General features: G+C 38.8%; 18 protein-coding genes. 7 read left to right on the top strand and 11 right to left on the bottom strand.

The window, feature by feature from the left end; translation table 11 throughout:
- Positions 1–187: 187 nt before the first annotated feature.
- Positions 188–8,065 carry a YadA-like family protein gene (locus O1Q79_RS07475; RefSeq protein ID WP_386691416.1) on the top strand — a complete coding sequence of 2,626 codons (7,878 nt, stop codon included), beginning with the start codon at positions 188–190 and terminating at the stop codon, positions 8,063–8,065.
- A 136-nt stretch (positions 8,066–8,201) separates the two neighbouring features.
- Here O1Q79_RS07475 and hslO read toward each other — a convergent pair whose 3' ends face one another.
- Together hslO and hslR are read right to left on the bottom strand one after the other, a co-directional pair.
- Positions 8,202–9,074, bottom strand: coding sequence for an Hsp33 family molecular chaperone HslO (hslO, locus tag O1Q79_RS07470; protein ID WP_386691414.1), 873 nt, complete (start codon positions 9,072–9,074; stop codon positions 8,202–8,204).
- A gap of 87 nt (positions 9,075–9,161) precedes the next feature.
- On the bottom strand, positions 9,162–9,590 hold the full coding sequence (gene hslR / locus O1Q79_RS07465) for a ribosome-associated heat shock protein Hsp15 (RefSeq protein ID WP_386691412.1): 429 nt from the start codon (positions 9,588–9,590) through the stop codon (positions 9,162–9,164).
- A gap of 72 nt (positions 9,591–9,662) precedes the next feature.
- On the opposite strand from hslR, the gene nudE reads away from it, so the two are divergent.
- From nudE to mscL, 4 genes are all read left to right on the top strand, one after another.
- The gene (gene nudE, locus O1Q79_RS07460) at positions 9,663–10,220 is read left to right on the top strand and encodes an ADP compounds hydrolase NudE (RefSeq protein WP_386691410.1); all 558 of its coding nucleotides are present in this window, start codon (positions 9,663–9,665) and stop codon (positions 10,218–10,220) included.
- A gap of 130 nt (positions 10,221–10,350) precedes the next feature.
- A complete protein-coding gene (locus tag O1Q79_RS07455; RefSeq protein ID WP_386691408.1) occupies positions 10,351–12,357 on the top strand; it encodes an OPT family oligopeptide transporter in 2,007 nt (668 codons plus the stop codon).
- Positions 12,358–12,433: 76 nt separating this feature from the next.
- Positions 12,434–13,810 carry a Trk system potassium transporter TrkA gene (gene trkA / locus O1Q79_RS07450; protein ID WP_386691406.1) on the top strand — a complete coding sequence of 459 codons (1,377 nt, stop codon included), beginning with the start codon at positions 12,434–12,436 and terminating at the stop codon, positions 13,808–13,810.
- A gap of 90 nt (positions 13,811–13,900) precedes the next feature.
- Complete coding sequence (gene mscL / locus O1Q79_RS07445) at positions 13,901–14,287, top strand: large-conductance mechanosensitive channel protein MscL (protein ID WP_386691404.1); 387 nt, start codon at positions 13,901–13,903, stop codon at positions 14,285–14,287.
- 104 nt (positions 14,288–14,391) lie between these two features.
- On the opposite strand, the gene rsmB is transcribed toward mscL, so the two are convergent.
- Together rsmB and fmt are read right to left on the bottom strand one after the other, a co-directional pair.
- Complete coding sequence (gene rsmB / locus O1Q79_RS07440) at positions 14,392–15,756, bottom strand: 16S rRNA (cytosine(967)-C(5))-methyltransferase RsmB (protein WP_386691402.1); 1,365 nt, start codon at positions 15,754–15,756, stop codon at positions 14,392–14,394.
- Complete coding sequence (gene fmt / locus O1Q79_RS07435; RefSeq protein ID WP_386691400.1) at positions 15,753–16,703, bottom strand: methionyl-tRNA formyltransferase; 951 nt, start codon at positions 16,701–16,703, stop codon at positions 15,753–15,755. Before fmt ends, rsmB begins: the two co-directional genes overlap by 4 nt.
- 174 nt (positions 16,704–16,877) lie before the next feature.
- Here fmt and O1Q79_RS07430 point away from each other — a divergent pair, with 174 nt between their 5' ends.
- Positions 16,878–18,374 carry a porin family protein gene (locus O1Q79_RS07430; protein ID WP_386691398.1) on the top strand — a complete coding sequence of 499 codons (1,497 nt, stop codon included), beginning with the start codon at positions 16,878–16,880 and terminating at the stop codon, positions 18,372–18,374.
- Positions 18,375–18,527: 153 nt separating this feature from the next.
- Here O1Q79_RS07430 and def read toward each other — a convergent pair whose 3' ends face one another.
- Positions 18,528–19,043, bottom strand: a complete 516-nt coding sequence (gene def, locus O1Q79_RS07425) for a peptide deformylase (RefSeq protein ID WP_386691396.1) — start codon at positions 19,041–19,043, stop codon at positions 18,528–18,530.
- A 331-nt stretch (positions 19,044–19,374) separates the two neighbouring features.
- On the opposite strand from def, the gene O1Q79_RS07420 reads away from it, so the two are divergent.
- Positions 19,375–20,106 (top strand): FkbM family methyltransferase, encoded by a 732-nt coding sequence (locus tag O1Q79_RS07420; protein ID WP_386691394.1) that lies wholly within the window; start codon positions 19,375–19,377, stop codon positions 20,104–20,106.
- A 54-nt stretch (positions 20,107–20,160) separates the two neighbouring features.
- Here the strand turns inward: O1Q79_RS07420 and rplI are convergent, their stop codons facing one another.
- The 6 genes from rplI to mltF all read right to left on the bottom strand — a co-directional run bounded on the left by rplI (position 20,161) and on the right by mltF (position 23,322).
- A complete protein-coding gene (gene rplI, locus O1Q79_RS07415; RefSeq protein ID WP_386691392.1) occupies positions 20,161–20,610 on the bottom strand; it encodes a 50S ribosomal protein L9 in 450 nt (149 codons plus the stop codon).
- A gap of 17 nt (positions 20,611–20,627) precedes the next feature.
- Positions 20,628–20,855 carry a 30S ribosomal protein S18 gene (rpsR, locus tag O1Q79_RS07410; RefSeq protein ID WP_100288780.1) on the bottom strand — a complete coding sequence of 76 codons (228 nt, stop codon included), beginning with the start codon at positions 20,853–20,855 and terminating at the stop codon, positions 20,628–20,630.
- 12 nt (positions 20,856–20,867) lie between these two features.
- Complete coding sequence (gene priB, locus O1Q79_RS07405) at positions 20,868–21,194, bottom strand: primosomal replication protein N (RefSeq protein ID WP_386687617.1); 327 nt, start codon at positions 21,192–21,194, stop codon at positions 20,868–20,870.
- Entirely contained in the window at positions 21,181–21,561 is a 381-nt protein-coding gene (gene rpsF / locus O1Q79_RS07400; RefSeq protein ID WP_386687615.1) for a 30S ribosomal protein S6, read from the bottom strand. The genes priB and rpsF overlap by 14 nt, the downstream gene beginning before the upstream one ends.
- A gap of 178 nt (positions 21,562–21,739) precedes the next feature.
- Positions 21,740–21,892 carry a hypothetical protein gene (locus O1Q79_RS07395; protein WP_386691390.1) on the bottom strand — a complete coding sequence of 51 codons (153 nt, stop codon included), beginning with the start codon at positions 21,890–21,892 and terminating at the stop codon, positions 21,740–21,742.
- Between the two features lie 2 nt (positions 21,893–21,894).
- Positions 21,895–23,322, bottom strand: a complete 1,428-nt coding sequence (gene mltF, locus O1Q79_RS07390; protein WP_386691388.1) for a membrane-bound lytic murein transglycosylase MltF — start codon at positions 23,320–23,322, stop codon at positions 21,895–21,897.
- Positions 23,323–23,327: the final 5 nt, after the last annotated feature.

The raw sequence follows: 23,327 nt of genomic DNA, 5'->3' as shown, positions 1-23,327 counted from the left end.
TCGTTCAATTGTTACTATTCATCGTGAATGAGAGTATTTTTTACTCATTAGGGATTGATAAAGCTTAGTTAAAGCTAATGCTTGTCGTTATAAACAAAATAGTAATGCTTATCGAAATTCGGTGTTAACGATTAGGGTAGTAGGTTAAGACTTGAAGTATAAGATTACGTACATTTAGGTGTGTATTATGAACCATATTTATAAAGTCATTTGGAGTCAAGTGGCGAATGCTTTTATTGCAGTTTCTGAATTAGCCAGCTCCAGAGGAAAAACTAACGCTATTAAAACGGCTACACCGGTTTCATCCATAACGAATACCACAACGCAATTCGGTTTACCTTTTAAATTAGATAAAATAGCGGCATTAACGGTTTTGTTCATGTCACCATTTTATGCGACAGCGAGAGATGTCAATGCCGACGATCTTATTGTATCAGGAACAGCATCTGTTACAGGAACTTCAACTTTTATAGGTGCGGCCACATTTAATGGCGGTATTACAACCGATTCATTAACAGTTAATGGCACTAATATTTCAAATAAGATTTCTACTTTAGAAACGGATATTTCCAGTAAAGCTAATCAGACAGATTTAATTATATTATCAGATAAAGTTGATAATAAAGCAGACCAAAGTGATTTAACAATATTAAAAGATACAGTAGATACTAAAGCTAATAAATCTGAGGTAAAGGTGCTAACAGATACGGTAGCAACCAAGGCGAGTCAAACAGATTTAAATAATTTAAATACGAAAGTTACAACTTTAGATAGCACAAAAGCAGATAAAACCGAACTTAACACATTGAATAATACAGTAATTGCAAATAAAAAATTATTTGATACCTTAAATGCTTCGGTTAATACTCTCGGTTTAACCTCTACTTATTCCGGGATTAAATATTTCCGTGTAAAGTCTACGGCAGCTGATGCTCAGGCAACAGGTGATAACGCTTTAGCGGCGGGTCCGGAAGCGATTGCAAATGCATCTAAAGCCGTAGCAGTAGGTCATCAAGCTCATGCAACTCATGTGAATTCAACCGCACTTGGTTCTAATGCTTGGGCAACGGGCAATAATTCCGTAGCGACAGGGGCGAATACCAGCGCTAAAGCAAATGATTCCGTTGCTGTTGGGGGAAATGCAAAAGTTGAAAATAGTGCTGAACAAGGTATCGCGATAGGTAGTGATTCCCGTGTCGGTACAAAGCCAACTGGTGATTTGGCGTATGATGGTGCCAGCGACGCTGTTGTTGGAGATGGGGAAAGTACCATTGCAATCGGTGATAATGCAACAGGGCGTGGTAATAGTAATATTGCCATCGGTAAAGATGCATTAACGGCTAATAAGGATGCTGAAAAAGCATTTGCAACTGATAGCATTGCAATGGGAACTTCGGCTCGAACGATAGCCAGTAGTAGTGCTATCGCTATTGGTAATAAGGCTGAGGTACAAAAATCTTCTGATTCTGCTATAGCTATTGGTGATAATGCGAAAGTAGCAGCGACGACAGCAGTTGCTGTTGGTCCTAATACAACGGCGAGTGGTGTAGCATCCACCGCAGTGGGTTCATCGGCAACAGCAGGAGGAGCTAGTGCCACCGCAATTGGTTCTAACTCAACTGCTTCTGCTCCAAGTGGCGTGGCAATTGGTGATAGTGCTTCATCAGCGGCATCTAAAACTATTTCTATTGGTTTAAATGCCGGTAAAGGGCAACAGGCTGGTACATCTGGCACTAAAAATTCCCATATTAATATTGGTGAATTATCTGGTGAAAATGTTGATGGTCAACTTAATATTGCTATTGGTAAACAAGCAGGTTCTAATGTACGCGGTAAAGGTAATATCGCCGTTGGTACCGAAGCAGGTATGAACATTGTTGGAAGTGATGAGTCCTTAGGTGATAATGTTGCTATTGGTACAAAAGCCAATTCTTATTCAACTCAAACTAATGTTCAATTTGCTACTGCACTTGGTGCGTTAACAACAGCCAGTTCAGGTTCATCGGCTTTGGGCTATACCGCTAATGCAACGGGTGAAAAATCAGTAGCTGTGGGTTATGGTGCTAATGCAAGTGGTAGCCAATCTCTTGCTTTAGGTTTAAATTCCAATGCTTCTGGCGTAGATAACGTTGCTCTAGGTTCTACATCGGTAGCAGCAACTAAATCAAGAGAGGGTTATTTAACTGGAAATGTTTCTGATACGGTTGTATCTGTAGGTAATGATAATCTTTCACGCCGTATTGTTAATGTTGCTGATGGTGCTGATGATTCAGATGCAGTTACAGTAGCTCAATTGAAACGGGTATCTGATGATGTTTACAATAAAGTCAATGCAAACATTAGTGCACTTTCAATTACGGCTGGTTCAGGTATTAATTATGACGTTATTCCAAGAGAGGCAGGAAACAACAGCATTACACTCAATAAAGATAAGCAGAAAACGATTATTGGTAGCGTAGCTGACGGTGTTCTTGCTGATGATGCTGTTAATTTGGGTCAATTGAGAAGTGAAATTAATAAAGAGAAAACCCATTATTTCAGTACGAAGGTAAACGGATCTGAATTAGGTAACTATAATAATAATGGTGCCACAGGTAATGTTTCTTTAGCAGCGGGTCAAGCAGTTTTAGCTAGTGGCGATAATAGCATTGCGATAGGTAACTATGTTACTGCTCAAGGTACAGGTTCTATTGCGATTGGTAGCAAATATGAAGGGTCTGCCGCGTTAGATGATGGTGTTGCTAAACCGAGTGAAACAAAAACAATTAGTGGTTCTCAAGTATTTCAATACAATATGGCTATTGGTGCGGGGGCGAGTTCCGAAGGGAATAACTCTATTGCGATTGGTTCACTTGCTTCCACTTCAACTAAAGATGCGACAACAGAAAATGTAGATCGTGCAATAGCGCTTGGTTATTATGCGGTTTCTTCTGCCGAAAAAGCCAATGCAATCGGTGATCGAGCTCGTTCTACCGGTCTAACAAGTAATGCTTTTGGTAGCGAAGCAAATGCAACAGGCACATCTTCTACTGCTATCGGTACAACAGCACAAGCTTCCGGTACTAATTCAATTGCTTTTGGTACAAACCAAAAAGTAAGCGGAACAAATTCAGGTAGTATTGGTTATGCCGGAGATGGCACTACAGCTAATACCACTTCAGTTAGTGGTTCAGGCACTTATTCTGTGGGTAATATGAATAGTGGTATTACTGCGAAAGAAAGTGGTGTTTTCGGTAACGACAATATATTACAAACATCTGAAAATACTCGCGTTGTGGGTAATTTGAACACTATTGGTAATGTGACTACAGCGACCCCAGGTGGTGCTAAGCCAGTGAATAACTTAAAAGATATTTATGTGACGGGTTATGGCAATACCATTAGTAGTGGCGAAAAACTAGCCGAGGATTTAAGTGGTTTATTTGTTTACGGTCATAATAATACAGTGGCACAAATTGATGATGCTGCGTCAACTGAAAAAGTAGAAATCACCGATTCATCTATTATTGGTGCCAATAATACCCTTAACACATCGGGATCAGATTACTTTATTTTAGGTAATAATGTCACGGCTACCCTACAGAATTCTGTTTATTTAGGTAATGCTTCTGCATATGTAGCGAGTGGCACAAGCACAAGCACAAGCACTAAAGGCATGGATTCCTATGCTAGTATTGTTGATAACAGTGCAACCTACACTTTTGCAGGCTCGACACCAACAGGTGTAGTGACAGTGGGTGCAGTTGGACAAGAACGCCGTGTTCAAAATGTGGCAGCCGGTTTAGTAACTAGTGCAAGCACTGATGCGATTAATGGTAGTCAGTTATACGCCTTAACGCGTCCATTGCGTTTTGCTGGTGATAATTCAGCTCTTAGCAACCAAGACGGTGGCAATGTAACTCAAAATGCAGATACAAATGTCATTTCTCGTAATTCAAATCAAGCTATTGATATTACGGGTGGTGAGACAGAAGCATCTAAATTAACCACTAAAACAGATAAAAACATTGGTGTTATCGTAACAGATAATAACTCAATGGAAATTAGATTAGCCAAAGAATTAACCAATTTAACCAGTGCAACATTTGGTAGTGATAAGGATAAAACGGTAATCAATAAAAATGGTGTTACGATTACTAATGACGGTAAAGCTAATGTGAGTTTAACTGATACTGGTTTGGATAATGGTAATAACACCATTACTAATGTATCAAGTGGTCTAGTCAAGAATACTGACGGTTCGCCAGTTACCCTTGCTAATGCAACAGGCGATACATTAACAAATGCTGTAAATGTTGGAGACTTAAAAGGTTCCATTCATAATGTGACTAACGCAACAGCAGGCGGTGGTTTTGGTCTAACCGATGACAATGGTAATCCACTTAAACAAGATTTAGGTACAACGGTCAAAGTTGTTGGTAAAGACGGTATTACAACCACAGTTAATAGTACGTCGAAAGAATTCGAAATTGGTTTAGGTAATAACGTAACGATTGGCGGTAAAAATAATGGCAGTGGTAACGTTCAGGTCGTCAATCAAGATGGCGATACAGCAATTCAACTTGATGCTGGAAATGCCACCGTTACCGTAGGCTCTTCTGGAGAAGCGGGTTCAATCAGCTTAGATGGTACAGACGGCTCGATTAGCATTATTGCTGAAGACGGTACAAATGCGACAATTACGGTTGCAAATGGTACAAAAGGTATTGCAGGCAATGATCTTAATGGCGAAGAGAATAAAACTCGTATTACTTATGAGAAATCAGATGGTACAACAGAAGAAGTCGCAACCTTAAACGATGGTTTATACTTTGTTGGTGATAAAGGTCAAGTTATTGCTAAGAAATTAAATGAGACATTGTCAATTAAAGGTAATTTAGACACTAATGCCGCAGTTACTGATAAAAACTTACGTGTAGATAATGAAAATGGTGAACTTATTATCAAAATGGCGAAAGCGTTACAAGACTTAACTAACGCCATCTTTATTTCCAGCAATGGGAAATCGGTTATTGATGGTAATGGATTTACTATTACACCAACGGGTAAAGACTCTGTGAGTTTAACCGATAAAGGTCTGAACAACGGTAATAACACCATTACTAATGTATCAAGTGGTCTAGTCAAGAATACTGACGGTTCGCCAGTTACCCTTGCTAATGCAACAGGCGATACATTAACAAATGCTGTAAATGTTGGAGACTTAAAAGGTTCCATTCATAATGTGACTAACGCAACAGCAGGCGGTGGTTTTGGTCTAACCGATGACAATGGTAATCCACTTAAACAAGATTTAGGTACAACGGTCAAAGTTGTTGGTAAAGACGGTATTACAACCACAGTTAATAGTACGTCGAAAGAATTCGAAATTGGTTTAGGTAATAACGTAACGATTGGCGGTAAAAATAATGGCAGTGGTAACGTTCAGGTCGTCAATCAAGATGGCGATACAGCAATTCAACTTGATGCTGGAAATGCCACCGTTACCGTAGGCTCTTCTGGAGAAGCGGGTTCAATCAGCTTAGATGGTACAGACGGCTCGATTAGCATTATTGCTGAAGACGGTACAAATGCGACAATTACGGTTGCAAATGGTACAAAAGGTATTGACGGCAATGATCTTGATGGCGGAAATAACAAAACTCGTATTACTTATGAGAAATCAGATGGTACAACAGAAGAAGTCGCAACCTTAAACGATGGTTTATACTTTGTTGGTGATAAAGGTCAAGTTATTGCTAAGAAATTAAATGAGACATTGTCAATTAAAGGTAATTTAGACACTACTGCCGCAGTTACTGATGAAAACTTACGTGTAGATAATGAAAATGGTGAACTTATTATCAAAATGGCGAAAGCGTTACAAGACTTAACTAACGCCACCTTTATTTCCAGCAATGGGAAATCGGTTATTGATGGTAATGGATTTACTATTACACCAACGGGTAAAGACTCTGTGAGTTTAACCGATAAAGGTCTGAACAACGGTAATAACACCATTACTAATGTATCAAGTGGTCTAGTCAAGAATACTGACGGTTCGCCAGTTACCCTTGCTAATGCAACAGGCGATACATTAACAAATGCTGTAAATGTTGGAGACTTAAAAGATTCCATTCATAATGTGACTAACGCAACAGCAGGCGGTGGTTTTGGTCTAACCGATGACAATGGTAATCCACTTAAACAAGATTTAGGTACAACGGTCAAAGTTGTTGGTAAAGACGGTATTACAACCACAGTTAATAGTACATCGAAAGAATTCGAAATTGGTTTAGGTAATGACGTAACGATTGGCGGTAAAAATAATGGCAGTGGTAACGTTCAGGTCGTCAATCAAGATGGCGATACAGCAATTCAACTTGATGCTGGAAATGCCACCGTTACCGTAGGCTCTTCTGGAGAAGCGGGTTCAATCAGCTTAGATGGTACAGACGGCTCGATTAGCATTATTGCTGAAGACGGTACAAATGCGACAATTACGGTTGCAAATGGTACAAAAGGTATTGCAGGCAATGATCTTAATGGCGAAGAGAATAAAACTCGTATTACTTATGAGAAATCAGATGGTACAACAGAAGAAGTCGCAACCTTAAACGATGGTTTATACTTTGTTGGTGATAAAGGTCAAGTTATTGCTAAGAAATTAAATGAGACATTGTCAATTAAAGGTAATTTAGACACTAATGCCGCAGTTACTGATAAAAACTTACGTGTAGATAATGAAAATGGTGAACTTATTATCAAAATGGCGAAAGCGTTACAAGACTTAACTAACGCCACCTTTATTTCCAGCAATGGGAAATCGGTTATTGATGGTAATGGATTTACTATTACACCAAAGGGTAAAGACTCTGTGAGTTTAACCGATAAAGGTCTGAACAACGGTAATAACACCATTACTAATGTAAAAGCTGGTGTAGATGGTACTGATGCGGTTAATGTTGATCAATTAGAGGTAGTAAATGCTACAGCTAATGCTGGATGGAAACTAACAGATGGTACGAATGATTCAACAGTAAAACCGAATGACACTGTCTCATTAACCAATACTGATGGTAATCTTGTTATTAAAAATGACAAAAATAACGTGACATTTGATCTTGCAAAAGATCTTGATTTAGGTTCTGACGGATCTGTTAAAGTTGGTGATACCACTATTAATAACGATGGTGTTAAAGTTGGCGATAATGTTAAACTAACTAAAGAGGGTTTAACTGCTGGCAATACCACGGTAACTGATAATGGTTTAACCATTACTGGTGGCCCAAGCGTTACAAAAAGTGGTATCAACGCAGGCAACCAAAAAATTACTCATCTGGATAAAGGCGAGCTTTTACCAACCAGCACTGATGCAGTAAATGGTAGCCAGTTATATCAAACTAATGAAAATGTGACCAATCTAAGCAATGAAGTCGCTAAGGGTTGGAATGTGACAACAGGTGTAGTTGAAGGTTCAACCGGTACGGTAACTGGAAATGCAACGGCTAAAGTGGCGATGGGTGATACGGTGAGTGTGAAAGCAGGGAATAACATTGCGATTACACAAGATGGCAAAAATATTTCCATTGCAACTTCATTGAAGCCGACATTTGAAAAAGTGACGACTGAAACTGTGACGGTAGGTAAAGGTAGTAATACAGCAACAATAGGTACAACCGAAGATTCCCATGGTAAAGCCATTAATATTGCAGGTTCTGATGGTTCTTCTCCTATTCGTATTACAAATGTAGCACCGGGTATCGGAGATACTGATGCAGTGAATGTGAGCCAGCTTAAAAATGTGTCACAAAGTGTAAGTAAACTTGATCAACGTGTATCTAAATTAGATAAGCGTGTTCGTGGTATCGGTGCCAATGCTGCTGCAGCGTCTGCCTTACCACAGGTTTATATACCGGGTAAATCCATGGTCGCTGCTGCAGGTGGTGCATACAGTGGTGCATCTGCTCTCGCAATTGGTTATTCAAGAGCAAGTGATAATGGTAAGGTTATTATCAAATTGAATGGTACTGCCAATAGCGAAGGACACTACTCTGGTGGTGTAGGTATTGGTTACCAATGGTAATCGCTTAACATAAATAGATAAGTTAAGGGCTAAGTTCTGTATTAATAGGACTTAGCCTTTTTAATTTGATAAAAAATCTCGTCTTGATGTACGAGATTAGATATCATGTTATGGTTGATTAACTCTTAATGTAAAGCTAATGGTTATTGGCTTTTAATTGATCGATTTTCTCTTTATTAAAGAAATAATGGGTGCCACAACATTCACATTGCATATCAATGCTACCGTGATGTTCAGCCAGAATCTCATCAATTTCATCATCAGAAATTAACATTAATGCGGATCCGGAACGTTCTGCCGAACAGCCGCAATGGAATTTGATGTTCTGAGCAGGATAAATTTCTACGCTTTCTTGGTGGTATAAACGATAAAGCATTTCTTCAGTGGTTAAACCAAAAATTTCTTCATCTTTTATGGTTGCGGTGAGCGTGGCTAAATGCTCAAAATCTTCTGGCGATCCTTGACCATCAGGCATAATCTGTAACAACATTCCTGCTGCAACTGGTTTGCCGTCAAATTCACCAGTACGAATAATTAATTGCGTTTGTAATTGTTCGGAACGTGCAAAGTAATCTTCTAAACATTCAGTAAGGGTTGGTTTGTCTAAAGCGATAACCCCTTGATAACGTTCGCCATCAGTTGGGGCGATGGTAATTACTAACACGCCTTTACCAATCATCTGATGTAAGTTCATATCATCAGAAATATCCCCTTGCAAACGAGCTAAGGCTCGAATTTGTTGGCTATCTGTGCCGTTGACTAACGCCAGTTTAAGAGGTCCATCACCTTGAATTTGCACGGTAATATTGCCGTTAAATTTCAATGTGGCAGTCAATAAAGTTGTGGCAACCATCATTTCACCGAGTAAATTTCGTACGGCTTTGGGGTATTGATGGGTGTTTAAAGTTTCATTAAAACTTTGATTTAACCGCACCCATTCGCCACGTACGGCACGATTTTGAAACAAATAGCGGTAGAGTTTATCATTGTCTTTTGTATAATCAGTCATGTAATTTTTTATTCCTTATGTAAAAGTGCGGTGTTTTTCTCCGCACTTTTGTTGATCTTGTTCGCTATATGAGGTTGAATCACTTTTTTACAAGGTATCGTCCTGATGCTTAAAGTGAATTAACTCACGGCGTTCTTTTTTATTGGGGCGACGCTCGGGATGTGGCATAGCGTTCATTTTACGAGCTACTGCTATTTTTTCCCGAGCTATAACACTTTGTTCCGTTTCGCTATACAGTAATTGAGCTTCGGGCGCACCACGGCGTTGGGTAGAAAGTGCGGTGACTTTTACTTCTTTTTCTTCGTTGCCTTGACGTAATTTAATGGTAGCACCTATTTCCACCGTTTTATTCGGTTTAGTGCGTTGACCATTATAATGCACCTTGCCTCCGTCAATCATTTCTTTGGCAATGGAACGAGTTTTGTAAAAACGAGCCGCCCATAACCATTTATCTAGACGAACATCATCATCTTTATCTTGTTCATGCTGTAATTTGGTTGATTTACACTTTGTCATGATTTTCCCTTAAATCTGTGATGCGTTTATGGTATCTTGATTCTTATTTTTTGTAAAACAAGAGATCATCAAATGAAATTATTTTCTGAAAAGAAATTACCTGAAATTTTGAATATTAGCACTACTTGCCAATCTCGTTTGTTTACCATTCAAACCGTTGAACTCAAATTCTCTAATGGTATTCACCGCACTTATGAACGTTTTAAGCCGTCTGGACGAGCGGCAGTCATGGTGTTACCGATTGATGGTGATGATTTGCTGATGATGCGTGAATATGCAGTAGGAACAGAGCATTATGAACTCGGATTTTGTAAAGGAGGCATGGAACAAGGTGAAACACCCGAACAAAGTGCCAATCGAGAATTACAAGAAGAGCTGGGTTTAGGAGCAAAGCAATTTATTCATTTACGCACGGTCTATTCAAATCCGACGTTTATGAAAAATACCATGCATATTTTAGTTGCTCGAGATTTTTATCCATCAAAATTGGATGGAGATGAACCCGAACCATTAGAAATTGTGCGTTTCCCGTTAAGTAAATTAGATGAATTAATCAACAATCATGAATTTGGTGAGAGTAGAAATTTAGTTGCTATTTATTCTTTACGTGATTATTTGAATAAATTATAAAAAATAATCATAAAATAGAATATTTTCTAATAAAATGTACGTTATTTTATATGTCGGTATTTGTCTCTTTCCTTTTGAGTATAAATTGCAGTAATATAAAAAGGTTTTTTATAATTTAAGGAATAAATTAATGTTAACAAATCAACAATCATTAAAGGAATTGACCCTTAGGGGAACTATTCTTGGTGCGTTAATTACAGTTGTCTTTACCGCATCAAATGTCTATTTAGGATTAAAAGTAGGATTGACTTTTGCGTCATCCATTCCAGCTGCCGTGATTTCCATGGCGGTATTAAAATTTTTCAAAGATGCCAATATTCTTGAAAATAATATGGTACAAACCCAAGCTTCATCTGCGGGTACCTTATCTTCGGTAATTTTCGTGTTGCCAGCTATGTTAATGCTAGGTTATTGGCAAGGTTTTCCATTCTGGCAAACCCTATTGATCTGTATTTCAGGTGGGGTATTAGGGGTTATTTTTACTGTACCCTTGCGTCATGTCATGGTGGTCAAAAGTGATTTGCCTTATCCGGAAGGGGTTGCTGCCGCTGAAATTCTCAAGGCCGGTGATGATCATTCCGCAGATAGTGGTATTAAGGAAATTGCGACCGGTGGTATGATTGCCGCAATTGTAGGCTTTGCGACTAACGGATTGCGTGTCATTGCTGATAGTGCAAGCCTTTGGTTTAAAGGCGGTAATGCAATTTTTCAAGTACCAATGGGTTTTTCATTGGCATTATTAGGTGCGGGTTATCTGGTCGGTATCGTGGGTGGTATTGCGATTTTACTCGGCATCTTCATTGCTTGGGGCGTAGCAGTGCCGTATTTCACATCTTCCTCTCCAATGCCGGTAGATGCTGATATGGTCGGTTATGCGATCGGTATTTGGAAAAGTAAAGTACGTTTTATCGGCGTAGGAACGATCGGTATTGCGGCAATTTGGACACTCTTAGTGTTAATGAAACCGATGGCACAGGGCATGATCCAGTCATTCCGTGCATTAAGAGATCCAAACTTCAAAAATAATGACCGCACTACGCAAGATTTATCACCTAAAGCGATGATTTATATCAGCATTATTTCGGTGGTATTGATTGTATTGGCATTATATAGTTTCTTAGAACCAGTCAGCATTGAACCCGCAGTAGCGATTAGCTTAATTGTAGTTTGTACGCTATTGGCTTTTGTGATCGGTTTCTTAGTGGCTGCAGCTTGTGGTTATATGGCGGGTCTGGTCGGTTCATCATCTAGTCCAATTTCTGGTATCGGTATTATTTCGGTCGTTATTACGGCGATTGTGTTGATGTTAATCGGGTCATCTACCGGTGTATTAGATACGGCTGAAGGTCAAAAATTCTTAACAGCATTAACCTTATTTAGCTGTTCTATCGTAATCTGTACCGCAGCGATTTCTAACGATAACTTACAAGATTTAAAAACAGGTTATTTAATTGAAGCCACGCCTTGGCGTCAACAGGTTGCGTTAATTATCGGGGTGATTGTAGGTGCCTTAGTCATCGCGCCAGTGCTTGATATTCTCTATTATTCTTATGGCTTTACTGGTGCAATTCCACGTGAAGGTATGGATCCAAGTCAAGTCCTTTCTGCACCACAAGCAACATTGATGATGACCATTGCAAACGGTATTTTCTCGCATAATTTAGAATGGGGTTATATCTTCTTTGGTATCGGTTTAGGCGTAGTTTTCATTATTATTGATAGCTTATTAAAAAAATCATCCAATAATCGTTTTGCTTTACCCGCATTAGCAGTTGGTATGGGGATTTATTTACCTCCGTCAGTGAATGCACCGATTGTAGTTGGAGCGGTTTTAGCTTGGTTAATTAATCGTCATTTAGACAGTTATGCAAAACGTACTGGCAACAATGCCGTTGAAATGAAGAAAAAAGCAGAACGTTACGGCACCTTATTTGCTGCCGGTTTAATTGTTGGTGAAAGTTTAATCGGCGTATTGCTTGCCTTTATTATTGCAGGCTCGGTAACCTCTGGTGGTTCAGATGCACCGTTGGCGTTAAGTCTAGAAAACTGGGGGAGTACTGGCGAGATTCTCGGATTAATGGTGTTTACTGCAGGTATCGTGATTTTTGCATTACGTGTACTTAAAGCGAAAAAATAATATAATAAACGCTCTCAGCCGAGAGCGTTTTTTGTTTGCATATAACGCGTAGTATTAAACGAAAATAGGAACAACCGTGAAAATAATTATCCTAGGTGCCGGACAGGTAGGAACAACACTAGCAGAGAATTTAGTGAGCGAAGATAATGATATAACTCTTGTTGATAATGAGCAGGAACGTCTGATTAGCTTACAAGATAAGCATGATCTTCGAGTAGTAACAGGCTCCGCATCATCTCCTAGCGTGTTGCGTGAAGCGGGTGCAATGGATGCAGACTTGTTAGTGGCGGTGACCAATTCAGATGAAACGAATATGGTTGCCAGCCAAATTGCCTATACCTTATTCCATACCCCGACTAAAATTGCACGTATTCGCAATGTTGAGTATTTACGAGAAAAAGAAAGATTATTCCAGCCGGATGTGATTCCTATTGACCATATTATCTCACCGGAAAATTTAGTCACCGAAGATATTGTTCATTTGATTGATTATCCGGGGGCATTACAAGTTGCACATTTTGCCAATAAACAAATTAGTGTGGTGGTGTGTAAGGCTTATTATGGTGGTCCGTTAGTGGGTTATGCAATTTCTGCTTTACGTGAGCATTTACCTCATATTGATTGTCGTATCGTGTCTATTTTTCGTCAAGATAAAGCCATTCGCCCTCAGGCTTCAACCATTATTGAAGCTGGTGATGAAGTCACTTTTATTTGTGCGACAGAACATATCAAAGCAGTGATGTCAGAGTTACAACGCCTAGAACGCCCATATAAACGAGTGATGATTGCCGGTGGGGGAAATATTGGTTTAAGTGTGGCGCAAAAATTAGAACACAGTTGCACTGTTAAATTAATTGAACGTAAAGCAGAACGCGCCGCACAATTAGCCGAAAAATTATCTAATACCTTAGTTTTTCATGGCGATGCATCCGATCACGGTTTGTTATTTGAAGAACAAATTGAGAATATGGATGTGTTTATTTCCTTAACCAGTGATGATGAAGCGAATATTATGTCCGCGTTGCTGGCCAAACGACTTGGGGCTAAAAAAGTCATGGTATTGATTCAACGCATGGCATATATCAACTTGATTCAAGGGGGGGCAGTGGACATTGTCGTGTCTCCACAACAAGCGACCATTTCTGCATTATTAGGACATGTACGTAAAGGGGATATTATTCATGTTGCATCACTTCGTCATGGTACCGCCGAAGCGTTGGAAGCCATTATGCATGGAGATGAAACCAGTTCAAATATTATCGGTCGCAAAGTCAGTGAACTAAAATTACCAAATAGTGCCCTAATTGGGGCAGTATTGCGTGGTGGCGAAGTGATTATTGCACGCAAGGATCTGATTATTCAGGAAAAAGATCATGTGGTGGTTTACCTTGCGGATAAAAAACAGGTTTCCGAAATTGAGAAACTGTTTCAACCGACGACACTTTTTATCTAAAAAATAAACAAAAAGCTATACAAAACGTTTAAAATTTATATAATACGCTCTCTTTTAACATTCAACTTAACAACAGGGAAAAAAAGATTTATGAGCTTTATGAAAGAATTTCGTGAATTTGCTATGCGTGGCAATGTCGTGGATATGGCTGTCGGTGTGATCATCGGTGGTGCATTTGGTAAAATTGTGAGTTCATTAGTTGCTGACGTCGTGATGCCGGTATTAGGTATTTTGACGGGCGGCGTGGATTTCAAAGATTTAAAAATTGTGTTAGCCGAGGCAGTGGGTGAAACTCCAGCAGTCACCTTAAACTACGGTTTATTTATTCAAAATATATTTGATTTTATTATCATTGCATTTGCTATTTTTATGATGGTAAAAGGCATCAATAAATTGAAAAAACCGGTGGAAGCCGCACCGGCAGGTCCTACAACTGAAGAATTACTTACTGATATTCGTGAATTATTAAAAAAATAATTTCTGATTAGATGTTAAAAAGAGCCCCGAATAATTTCGGGGTTTTCTCATTTTTTTTTCGTTCTCAACACGGAAAATCTGGGCGAAACGCTGAGATAGGAAAACTAAATTTTCCTTAATTTCGCATAATAAAACCCATCTCCACCTAATTCTGTTGGTAAAAATTGCATACCAATTTCACCATCAATTTGATCAAATGGCAATGCTTCCAGCTTCGCATCTCTATTTTCTATTAAGAATTGTGTAATTTGTTGGTTATTTTCTTCGGGTAGCACGGAACAAGTCGCATAAAGCAAGATCCCATTTGGTTTTAACTTCGCCCAAAGTGCAGTGAGAATTTTTTTCTGTAGTTGAACTAACTGATCAATATCATTTTCTTGACGCAACCATTTAATATCAGGGTGACGGCGAATGACCCCAGTGGCAGAACAAGGGGCATCTAATAAAATTCGATCAAATTGCACCGCAGTTTGCTTGCCGATAATAGACTTTGCTACCTGTGGCAACCATTGTTCAGGCTGACTTGCATCACCACAAATCACCAAGGCTTTTTGTTGTAAGCGAGCTAAATTTTCTTCCACACGTTTTAAACGACTCTGCTCGACATCTAATGCCACCACTTTAGCCTGCGGAGCCAGTTCTAAAATATGAGTAGCCTTTCCCCCTGGAGCAGAACAAGCATCTAAAATCAATTCGCCATTTTGTCCACCCAGTAAAATGGCTGACCATTGAGCGTGTAGATCTTGTACTGTTACCCAACCATCTGCAAAATAAGGTAATTTTTGCACCGCAGTTGGTTGAGCCAAACGTAAGGCATAAGGATTATTATCAGTAAAACTGACTAACTCGGTTTCCGCTAATAGTAGCTGCTGATAGTCTTTCGCTGTGCAATGTTGCGGATTAACACGAATCCACATCGGTGGTTTTTGATTATTTGCTGCAATAATGTCACGCCAGTTTGGATAGGCTTTCTTCAATTTATTCACTAGCCATTCAGGGTGATTGGTCTGCCAGTGTTTATCGACTACTGTTAAGACTTCATCTTGTTCTCGTAAGAAACGACGTAATACGCCATTAATTAACCCACGGAAACTCTCACATTTGAGTATTTTAGTGGCATTCACCACTTCATTAATTGCCGCATGAGCAGGAATTCTGGTGTAGAGTATTTGATATAATCCTACCAACAATAAACAATGCACAATGCGAGTTTTCCCTTTTAACGGCTTATCTACCAATAAACGAATAATCCATTCTAAACGTGGCAACACTCGGCAAATGCCAAAACAGATTTCTTGCAATAATGGTAAATCCTGAGCTTTTACTTGGCTTTGGATTTCAGGAATTAAAGCCGATAAGGACTTACCCTGATCGAATACTTGCAAAATGACCTGTGCAGAAACCGCTCTGACTTCCATGATTCGGCTTGAAAGTGCGGTGTTTTTTGGCGAATTTTTTGGCATTTTCATAACACATCACCTACTTTAAACCAGTCGGCACGTCCATTTAGGAAATCTTGTACTGACATCGGTTTTTTGCCAGAAGGTTGCAGTTGGGTAATATTCAACACACCTTGCGTAGTCGCAATTTGTACCCCTTTTTTATCAACAGCTAGTACAGTACCAGCGGTTTTATCTTGATGCGGTAATACATTGGCTTGATAAATTTTTACTCGCTCTTGCACATCATTGATGTTGAGGATCAAAAATGCGACTGGAGCAGGATTAAACGCTCGAATATTGCGTTCCAACTGTTCAGCGGATAATTGCCAATTTAATTGAGCTTCGTCCTTGCTTAATTTATCTGCGTAAGTTGACTGGCTATCATCTTGTTTTTCTGGTAAAAATTTGTCGTTAGTTAAGTTATCTAACACCTCGATCAATGCTGCTGGAGCAAGCTCTGCCAGTTTATGATACAGACTAGCGGAAGTTTCTTGCGGTGCAATATCACAATAGACTTTATGCAACATATCACCCGTGTCTAACCCTATATCCATTTGCATAATTGTTACACCAGTTTGTTTATCGCCCGCCCAAATAGCACGTTGAATGGGGGCTGCACCTCGCCAACGGGGTAAAATCGAACCATGTACATTTAAGCAACCGAATTTAGGTGCTTGTAATACCGCTAAAGGTAAAATTAAACCATAAGCGACCACCACCATGACATCTGCATTTAAACTTGCCAGTTCAACTTGAGCGTCTTCTTTACGTAAGGATTTTGGTTGATAAACTGGTAAATGATGCTGTTCGGCAAGTTGTTTTACTGGGCTGGCTTGTAGTTTTTTGCCCCGTCCCGCAGGTTTGTCGGATTGGGTATAGACAGCAATGACATTGTGTTGGGAATTCAATAATGCTTGTAAATGTTGTGCGGCAAAATCGGGTGTGCCTGCGAAAATAATGTTTAATTTTTGCATAAGATTAATGTGCTACGCTATGTTGAGAGTTAATAGGTTAAATAATAGCGTTTTCTTTCTATAGGATGCAACTAAATTTAATTATTTATTAAAAACGATTAAATTGCAGTTCGGTTTGCACTAAAAGTTAAATAAATGTAAACTATTCGCATTATAAAATATTAAGGATAGACAATGAAACAGCAATCATTTTTGCAGTCCACTTTCGCTTTGGCATTTGTAGCCGCATTTCCGACCCTTGCTTTGGCAGCAGAAGAACGCTCGCCAGATCAACAACAATTTGAGATTAATCGCCGTTTTGATGACCAACGTGTGAGAGATAATAGTTTTGATCAACAAATTCAGTCAGAACAAATACAGCCGGGCAAACAACCCGTCCAACAAACTGAAACACACTCTTTATCCATTAGTAAAGAAGAATTGGCTAAACACCCCGAATTAGTAATTCGCGCCTTGATACCTGCATTAACGCGAGGTAATGCAGAGATAGTGGCTATTTTATATCCTATTTATCAGAAAATTGATAGTAGATGGCACGATCCCTTGTTAACGCAGTGGCAACAAGCTATTTTGGCGAAAAAAGAGCAGAATTATAATCAGTCTATCCGCATATACCGTGAGATTTTGGCAGATAGAAACGATATTTTGCCGATCCGTTTACAATTAGCTACGGTATTATTTGAAAATAAAGAATATGATGCTGCTGAAGGGCAATTTGAAAAATTACGTAGTGAAAATCTTGCTCCTTCTGTCGCTGGTTTAATTGATGCCTATATTAATGCTATTCACCAGAAAGATCGTTGGAGTTTTGGAGGGGGTTTTACCTATTTAAATGATCCGAACATTAATAACGCCCCAAAATCTGGTACAACCTACGGTAACTGGACGTCACCTAAACGGGAATCGGCACAAGGAGTTGGTTACAACTTTGATGCGAGCAAAAAATGGTCGTGGGGCAATGGGTTTTATCACCAGTTAGATCTTTCTCTGTATGGTAAATATTATTGGAATAACAAGAAATTTAATGAAATGACCATGCACGAAGGCTTTGGTTTGGGTTATCAAACTGGGCGTTCCGATTTGAGTCTAATTCCTTTTCTGGAACAGACACTTTATGCGGGTGGGCGTGAAAAAAGCGAAAGTCTGAAACGTTTCTCTAAATCTGGTGGTAGTACTCTGAGCTTTAGTTATTGGCTCAACCCAAAATGGCAATGGCGAGCAAATTACTTATATAGTGAACAACGTTACACTGATCGTAAGCATCTCAATGGTAATACCCATTATATTTCCACTGGCTTAAGTTATGTACGCAACGCCCAACAATATTGGTATGTTAATTTAAGCTACAATCGCACCGGTACCCGAGATATAGATGACAGCTATATTCGCCGAGCCATCAATCTAGGTTGGGTACAAGAATGGGGCAAAGGTTTATCGACCCGCGTGAATTTAAACTATGGACAAAAGCATTATAAAGGACCGATGCCAATTTTTAATATTACGCAACGTAATAAGGAATACGGCGCAGCGGTTTCCGTTTGGCATCGAGCTTTCCATTACAAAGGCATTACCCCACGTTTAACCTATAGTTATCATAAAACCAAAAGTAATCACGTTTTCTATACCTATGATAAACATCAGGTTTATTTGGAATTAAGCAAAAGATTTTAATTTTATTTTATGCCTATTAGGGTTTTTATAAACGGTATATTTTTATAAAAATTATTTCATCATTTCGAATAAAAAAGAGAAAAATTTGATAAGGGACGAATAGTTGATGTTCGTCCCTTTTTGATGAGAAAGTGCGGTGTTTTTTGCTTAAGTTTAAGCATTACCCCGTGCAATTTGTTTTTGTAATTTGACTAATTTCTCTTTAATACGGTTACGCTTGAGGGGCGATAAATAATCTACAAATAACACGCCATTTAAGTGATCAATTTCATGTTGAATACAAATTGCCAATAACCCATCTGTTTCAAAGGTAAATTCTTCACCTTGACGATTCAATGCTTTGACCGTAACTTTTTCTTTGCGAGGCACTAATCCACGAAAACCTGGAATGGATAAACAACCTTCTTCAATACCCGTTTCACCCGAACTTTCCAAAATTTCAGGATTGATCAATACGATCTGATTGGCTTTATCTCCTTCAATATCAATGGTAATCACACGTTTATGTACATTCACTTGTGTTGCTGCCAGTCCGATCCCTTCGTGTTCATACATAGTTTCAAACATATTGTCGATAAAGGTTTGTAGTTCGTCATTAAATTCAGTGACAGGTTCTGCAATGGTTCGTAATTGTTCATCAGGATAAATTAATATATTTAATAAGCTCATAATTGTTGAATAATGTTGAATAAAAGAAGTGACCGTATTTTAGCAGATTCATAGAAAAATGGGGCAAAATAAACCGCACTTTGATGGATTATTTTATTCTATTTGCACGCATAATAGCGTAATATAACTACAGCGTTGACAAGTATAATATAGGACATATAATGAATGATCAATCAATCAATCAATCAATCAATCAATCAATCAATCAATCAATCAATCAATCAATGAGCCTATTCCCGTACTAAAATTAAGGCATGGTAATTTTAAATTATTACCCCATGATTTAATTAGTTTTTGGGCTACAGAGTATGGCGAATGGTCTGAGCTTGAGGTGATACTATTTGGTAAGTTATTGGATTCGCATGATAATGTTATTGAAGTCGGCTCAAATCAGGGGATGCATGCTGTGCCGATTGCTCAATTTATTCCGAAAGGTAGATTATTTTGCTTTGAACCGCAACGTATCGTTTTTCAGCATTTATGTTGTAATATCACGTTAAATAATTTGTTAAATGTTTATTGCTATAATCAAGGTGTGAGTGATGAATGTGTAAACACCGAGATTGAAGCATCAGATTATCAAACAGATTGGAATTATGGCAGTTTTTCCATTGATAAAGGATTTAGTACTGAAGGTAAGTTTGCTGGTGAAGTGCATCGGGAAACAATATCCTTAATCACTTTAGATAGTCATCCCGAAATTCAGAAACTGACATTATTGCGGTTATTAAAGATTGATGCTGAAGGGTTTGATTTGAAAGTCTTAGCAGGTGCAGAACAGACAATTGCAAAACATAAACCGGTTATTTTTATTGAGGTTCATAGTGATTCTATTATATCTACTAAAAGATACTTGGAATCCATTGATTATTCTTGTTATTGGTTTGTTTCTAATCGTTATCAGAAAAACAATTTTTTTGAAAATTCAAAAGAGATAAAAGGATTAGATACTAATTTTGTTTGTTTTCATCGCACTGTCGTCGAGAATAATGGCGTGCCGGATTATTTAGTAGCAGTGAATGAGGCTACGCTTGATCGGGTACCGATAATGCAGCTAGGATAATCATGTTGTGATAAAAAAACCCAGCATAGCTGGGTTTTCATTCAATCTAAACAATTATTCTGCAACAACGATTACGTTTAACGCTGCGAATACTTCACCGTGAAGTTGGAAACGAATGTCGTGATCACCGATGGTACGTAAAGGACCTGTGGATAAACGAACTTCTGATTTTTCTACTTTCACGCCAGCTGCCGTTACCGCTTCAGCTACATCACGAGTGGTGATAGAACCGAATAAACGACCGCCGTCACCTGCTTTAGAAACGATAGTGATTGTTTCTAATGCGGTGATTTGTGCTGCACGAGCTTGTGCTTCCGCTAGATTTGCAGCTGCTTTTGCTTCTAATTCAGCACGACGTGCTTCAAAGTGTTCAATGTTAGCTTTGGTTGCCATAACAGCTTTTCCTTGTGGGATTAGATAGTTACGTGCAAAACCTGATTTAACATTTACTTGATCACCTACGTTACCTAGGTGAACAATTTTATCTAAAAGAATTACTTGCATTACCGTGTTCTCCTTAATTACTGATGATTGTCAGTGTATGGAAGTAACGCTAAATAGCGAGCGCGTTTGATTGCACGGGCTAATTGACGTTGATACTTCGCACGAGTACCGGTAATACGGCTTGGGACAATTTTGCCGCTCTCTGTGATATAGTTCTTTAATGTAGGAATATCTTTATAATCGATTTCTACTACATTTTCCGCTGTGAAACGGCAGAACTTACGACGACGGAAATAACGTGCCATTTGGCTAGTCTCCTAATCTATAAATTCGATTTGCTCGGCATGCAATACTAATTGGTTTAAGCCGTTGGCTTGTTTATGTGAGCTAATAAAGCCCACTACCAATAATTGGCTGCCGACCGTAATGCTTTGAGTGAGTTGAATTAATTGATTGCCACTAATTTGGATTGGTATTTTGCACCATGCTTGACGTTTTAGTCCAACTTCGATTTGTTCGGAACGATGTTCTAAATAAAATCGACAATGTTCAATACCATTCGGGCTTTTCGATCGTTTGGGTAAATCAGCGACAGTGCCGATTAACGATAAACGATTATCAATGTTCAAATTACTCCTCAGCATCCTCAAAATCGTTGGTTTCAACTTCAGCTAAAGCTGGACGACGATCGTCTTTTGCTTTAACCATTGGGGACGCTTCTGTTACGGCGTGCTTAGTACGAATAATTACGTTACGAAGAATAGCGTCGTTGTAACGGAATGTTGTTTCTAGCTCGTCGATTACTTCTTGAGGCGCTTCTACATTCATTAGCACATAATGTGCTTTATGTAATTTGTTGATTGGGTAAGCTAATTGACGGCGACCCCAATCTTCTAAGCGATGAACTTGACCGCCAGCTTCTGTTACAGAACCTGTATAACGTTCAATCATGCCTGGTACTTGTTCGCTTTGGTCCGGATGAACCATAAATACGATTTCGTAGTGACGCATTACTGCTCCTTACGGGTTAATCAGCCTCCGACGGTAAGACCAGTCACCAATCTTGCGGAAGCAAGGAACGAAAATAGGATGTGACTGTAGGGAGCGAATTATACAGCAATCTTAGGGGAATTCAAGTAGAAATTGAGTAGAAAAAGACCGCACTTTAAAAAAGTGCGGTGAAAAAGAATTAACTTTCTTGTTGCGAATGAAAAACTAGAGCATGACGCATTGCAATGCGATGTTTTGACAATCTTAAACGTCGAATACGTGCCGTTCTGCGAATTTGTTCGGCAAAGGATTTATTGGTTTTTTTTAAGTGTGATTTACGTTTTACGGCCATAATTATTCCTTTTCTAGTGGGTCAACCTGTTCGGGCAGTTGATTTTCATTATTTTGATTTTCTTGTACGCGGTGGTAATTAATAATACTATTCATATAACGGCGGATATTTTCTACATATTGAAAGGCTTCATAACCACGTGCATAACCATATTTTAAATTACTGTAATAACGCTTTTCGGCTAATAGCGGTAGATTATTTTTTACATCAGACCAATTATCAGGATTGCCACCTAGATTTTTAGTTAAACGGCGAACATCAAGCAAATGACCTAACCCCATATTATAGCCTACTAAAGCATACCAAATACGATCCTCTTGGGGAATACTATCTGGCACTTGTGAAATGAGCCAATGTAAATATTCTGAACCGGCTTTAATGCTCTGTTCGGGATCGGTTCGATCGATAATTTTCATACGTTCCGCTGTGGCTTTGGTTAGCATCATCATACCACGCACGCCAGTAGGGGATGTGGCATCTTTATCCCAATGGGATTCTTGATAAGCGATGGCAGCAAGTAGTCGCCAGTCTAAATCTCCCTTATATTTTTCAAAAAGTGCGGTATATTTAGGTAAAATATTTTCAATGGCATTGGTATAGGAACGCATATCTGCATAATCAAATTTAGTAAAGTGATTAAAATATTTTTCTTCAATACGCGCAATTAAACCATTCTCAATCGCACCATTCATAAAATCTAACAGGGCAGCCTGTAATTCATTATAAGAGCTGTTCGGCAAATACCAATGCACTGTGGATTCATCGGTCACATCAAACGCCACTGCAATTTCGGGTTTTACTTGCTGAATTGCTGACACATCAACAGAATTAGCAATAGTATAAGCAATTTTGCCATCTGCGACTTGTAATAATAATTCTTCTTGATTTTCTTTCTTACTCACTGACCAAGTTAATTTGGGATTGCTGGCTTGCTTTTCTTGTAAAATATTATCCAATTCTGATCCGCTGGCGATCACTAACGAGCCTTTTAATTGATTTAATGAATTCGGACGGGTTTGCCCTTTGCGATAAACCAGTTGCCAAGAGGCGGAATAATAGGATGGACCTAGCTGAAAATTATCTGCTTTTTGGGGTTGATACAACAAATTAGCGGCTGCAATATTAATTTCATTTTTACTTAACGCATCAAATAGTGCAGCACTATTTTCCAAGGGTTTCATTTCTAATTCTACCCCAAGATAATCCGCAAAGGCTTTACTTAATTCATACTCTAAGCCACTTTGACCATTACCATCAATAAAATAAGAAACAGGGTTGTTGACGGTGCCAACAACCAAGGTTTTATTTTTCTGAATATCCATATAGTGATTGGACTCGGATCGCATTATTTGTTGCCAAGGGAAAACCATATCTATTGCCCACAACAATAATGCGATACTCGCTACAATACGTAAGAATAATCCTTTCATTTAAA

The organism is Lonepinella sp. MS14434 (assembly GCF_042468235.1).
In the GTDB taxonomy this organism is placed as follows: Bacteria; Pseudomonadota; Gammaproteobacteria; order Enterobacterales; family Pasteurellaceae; genus Lonepinella.
The sequence above is the reverse complement of the archived record's forward strand: the minus strand, read 5'-3'. Positions and strand labels throughout refer to the sequence as shown.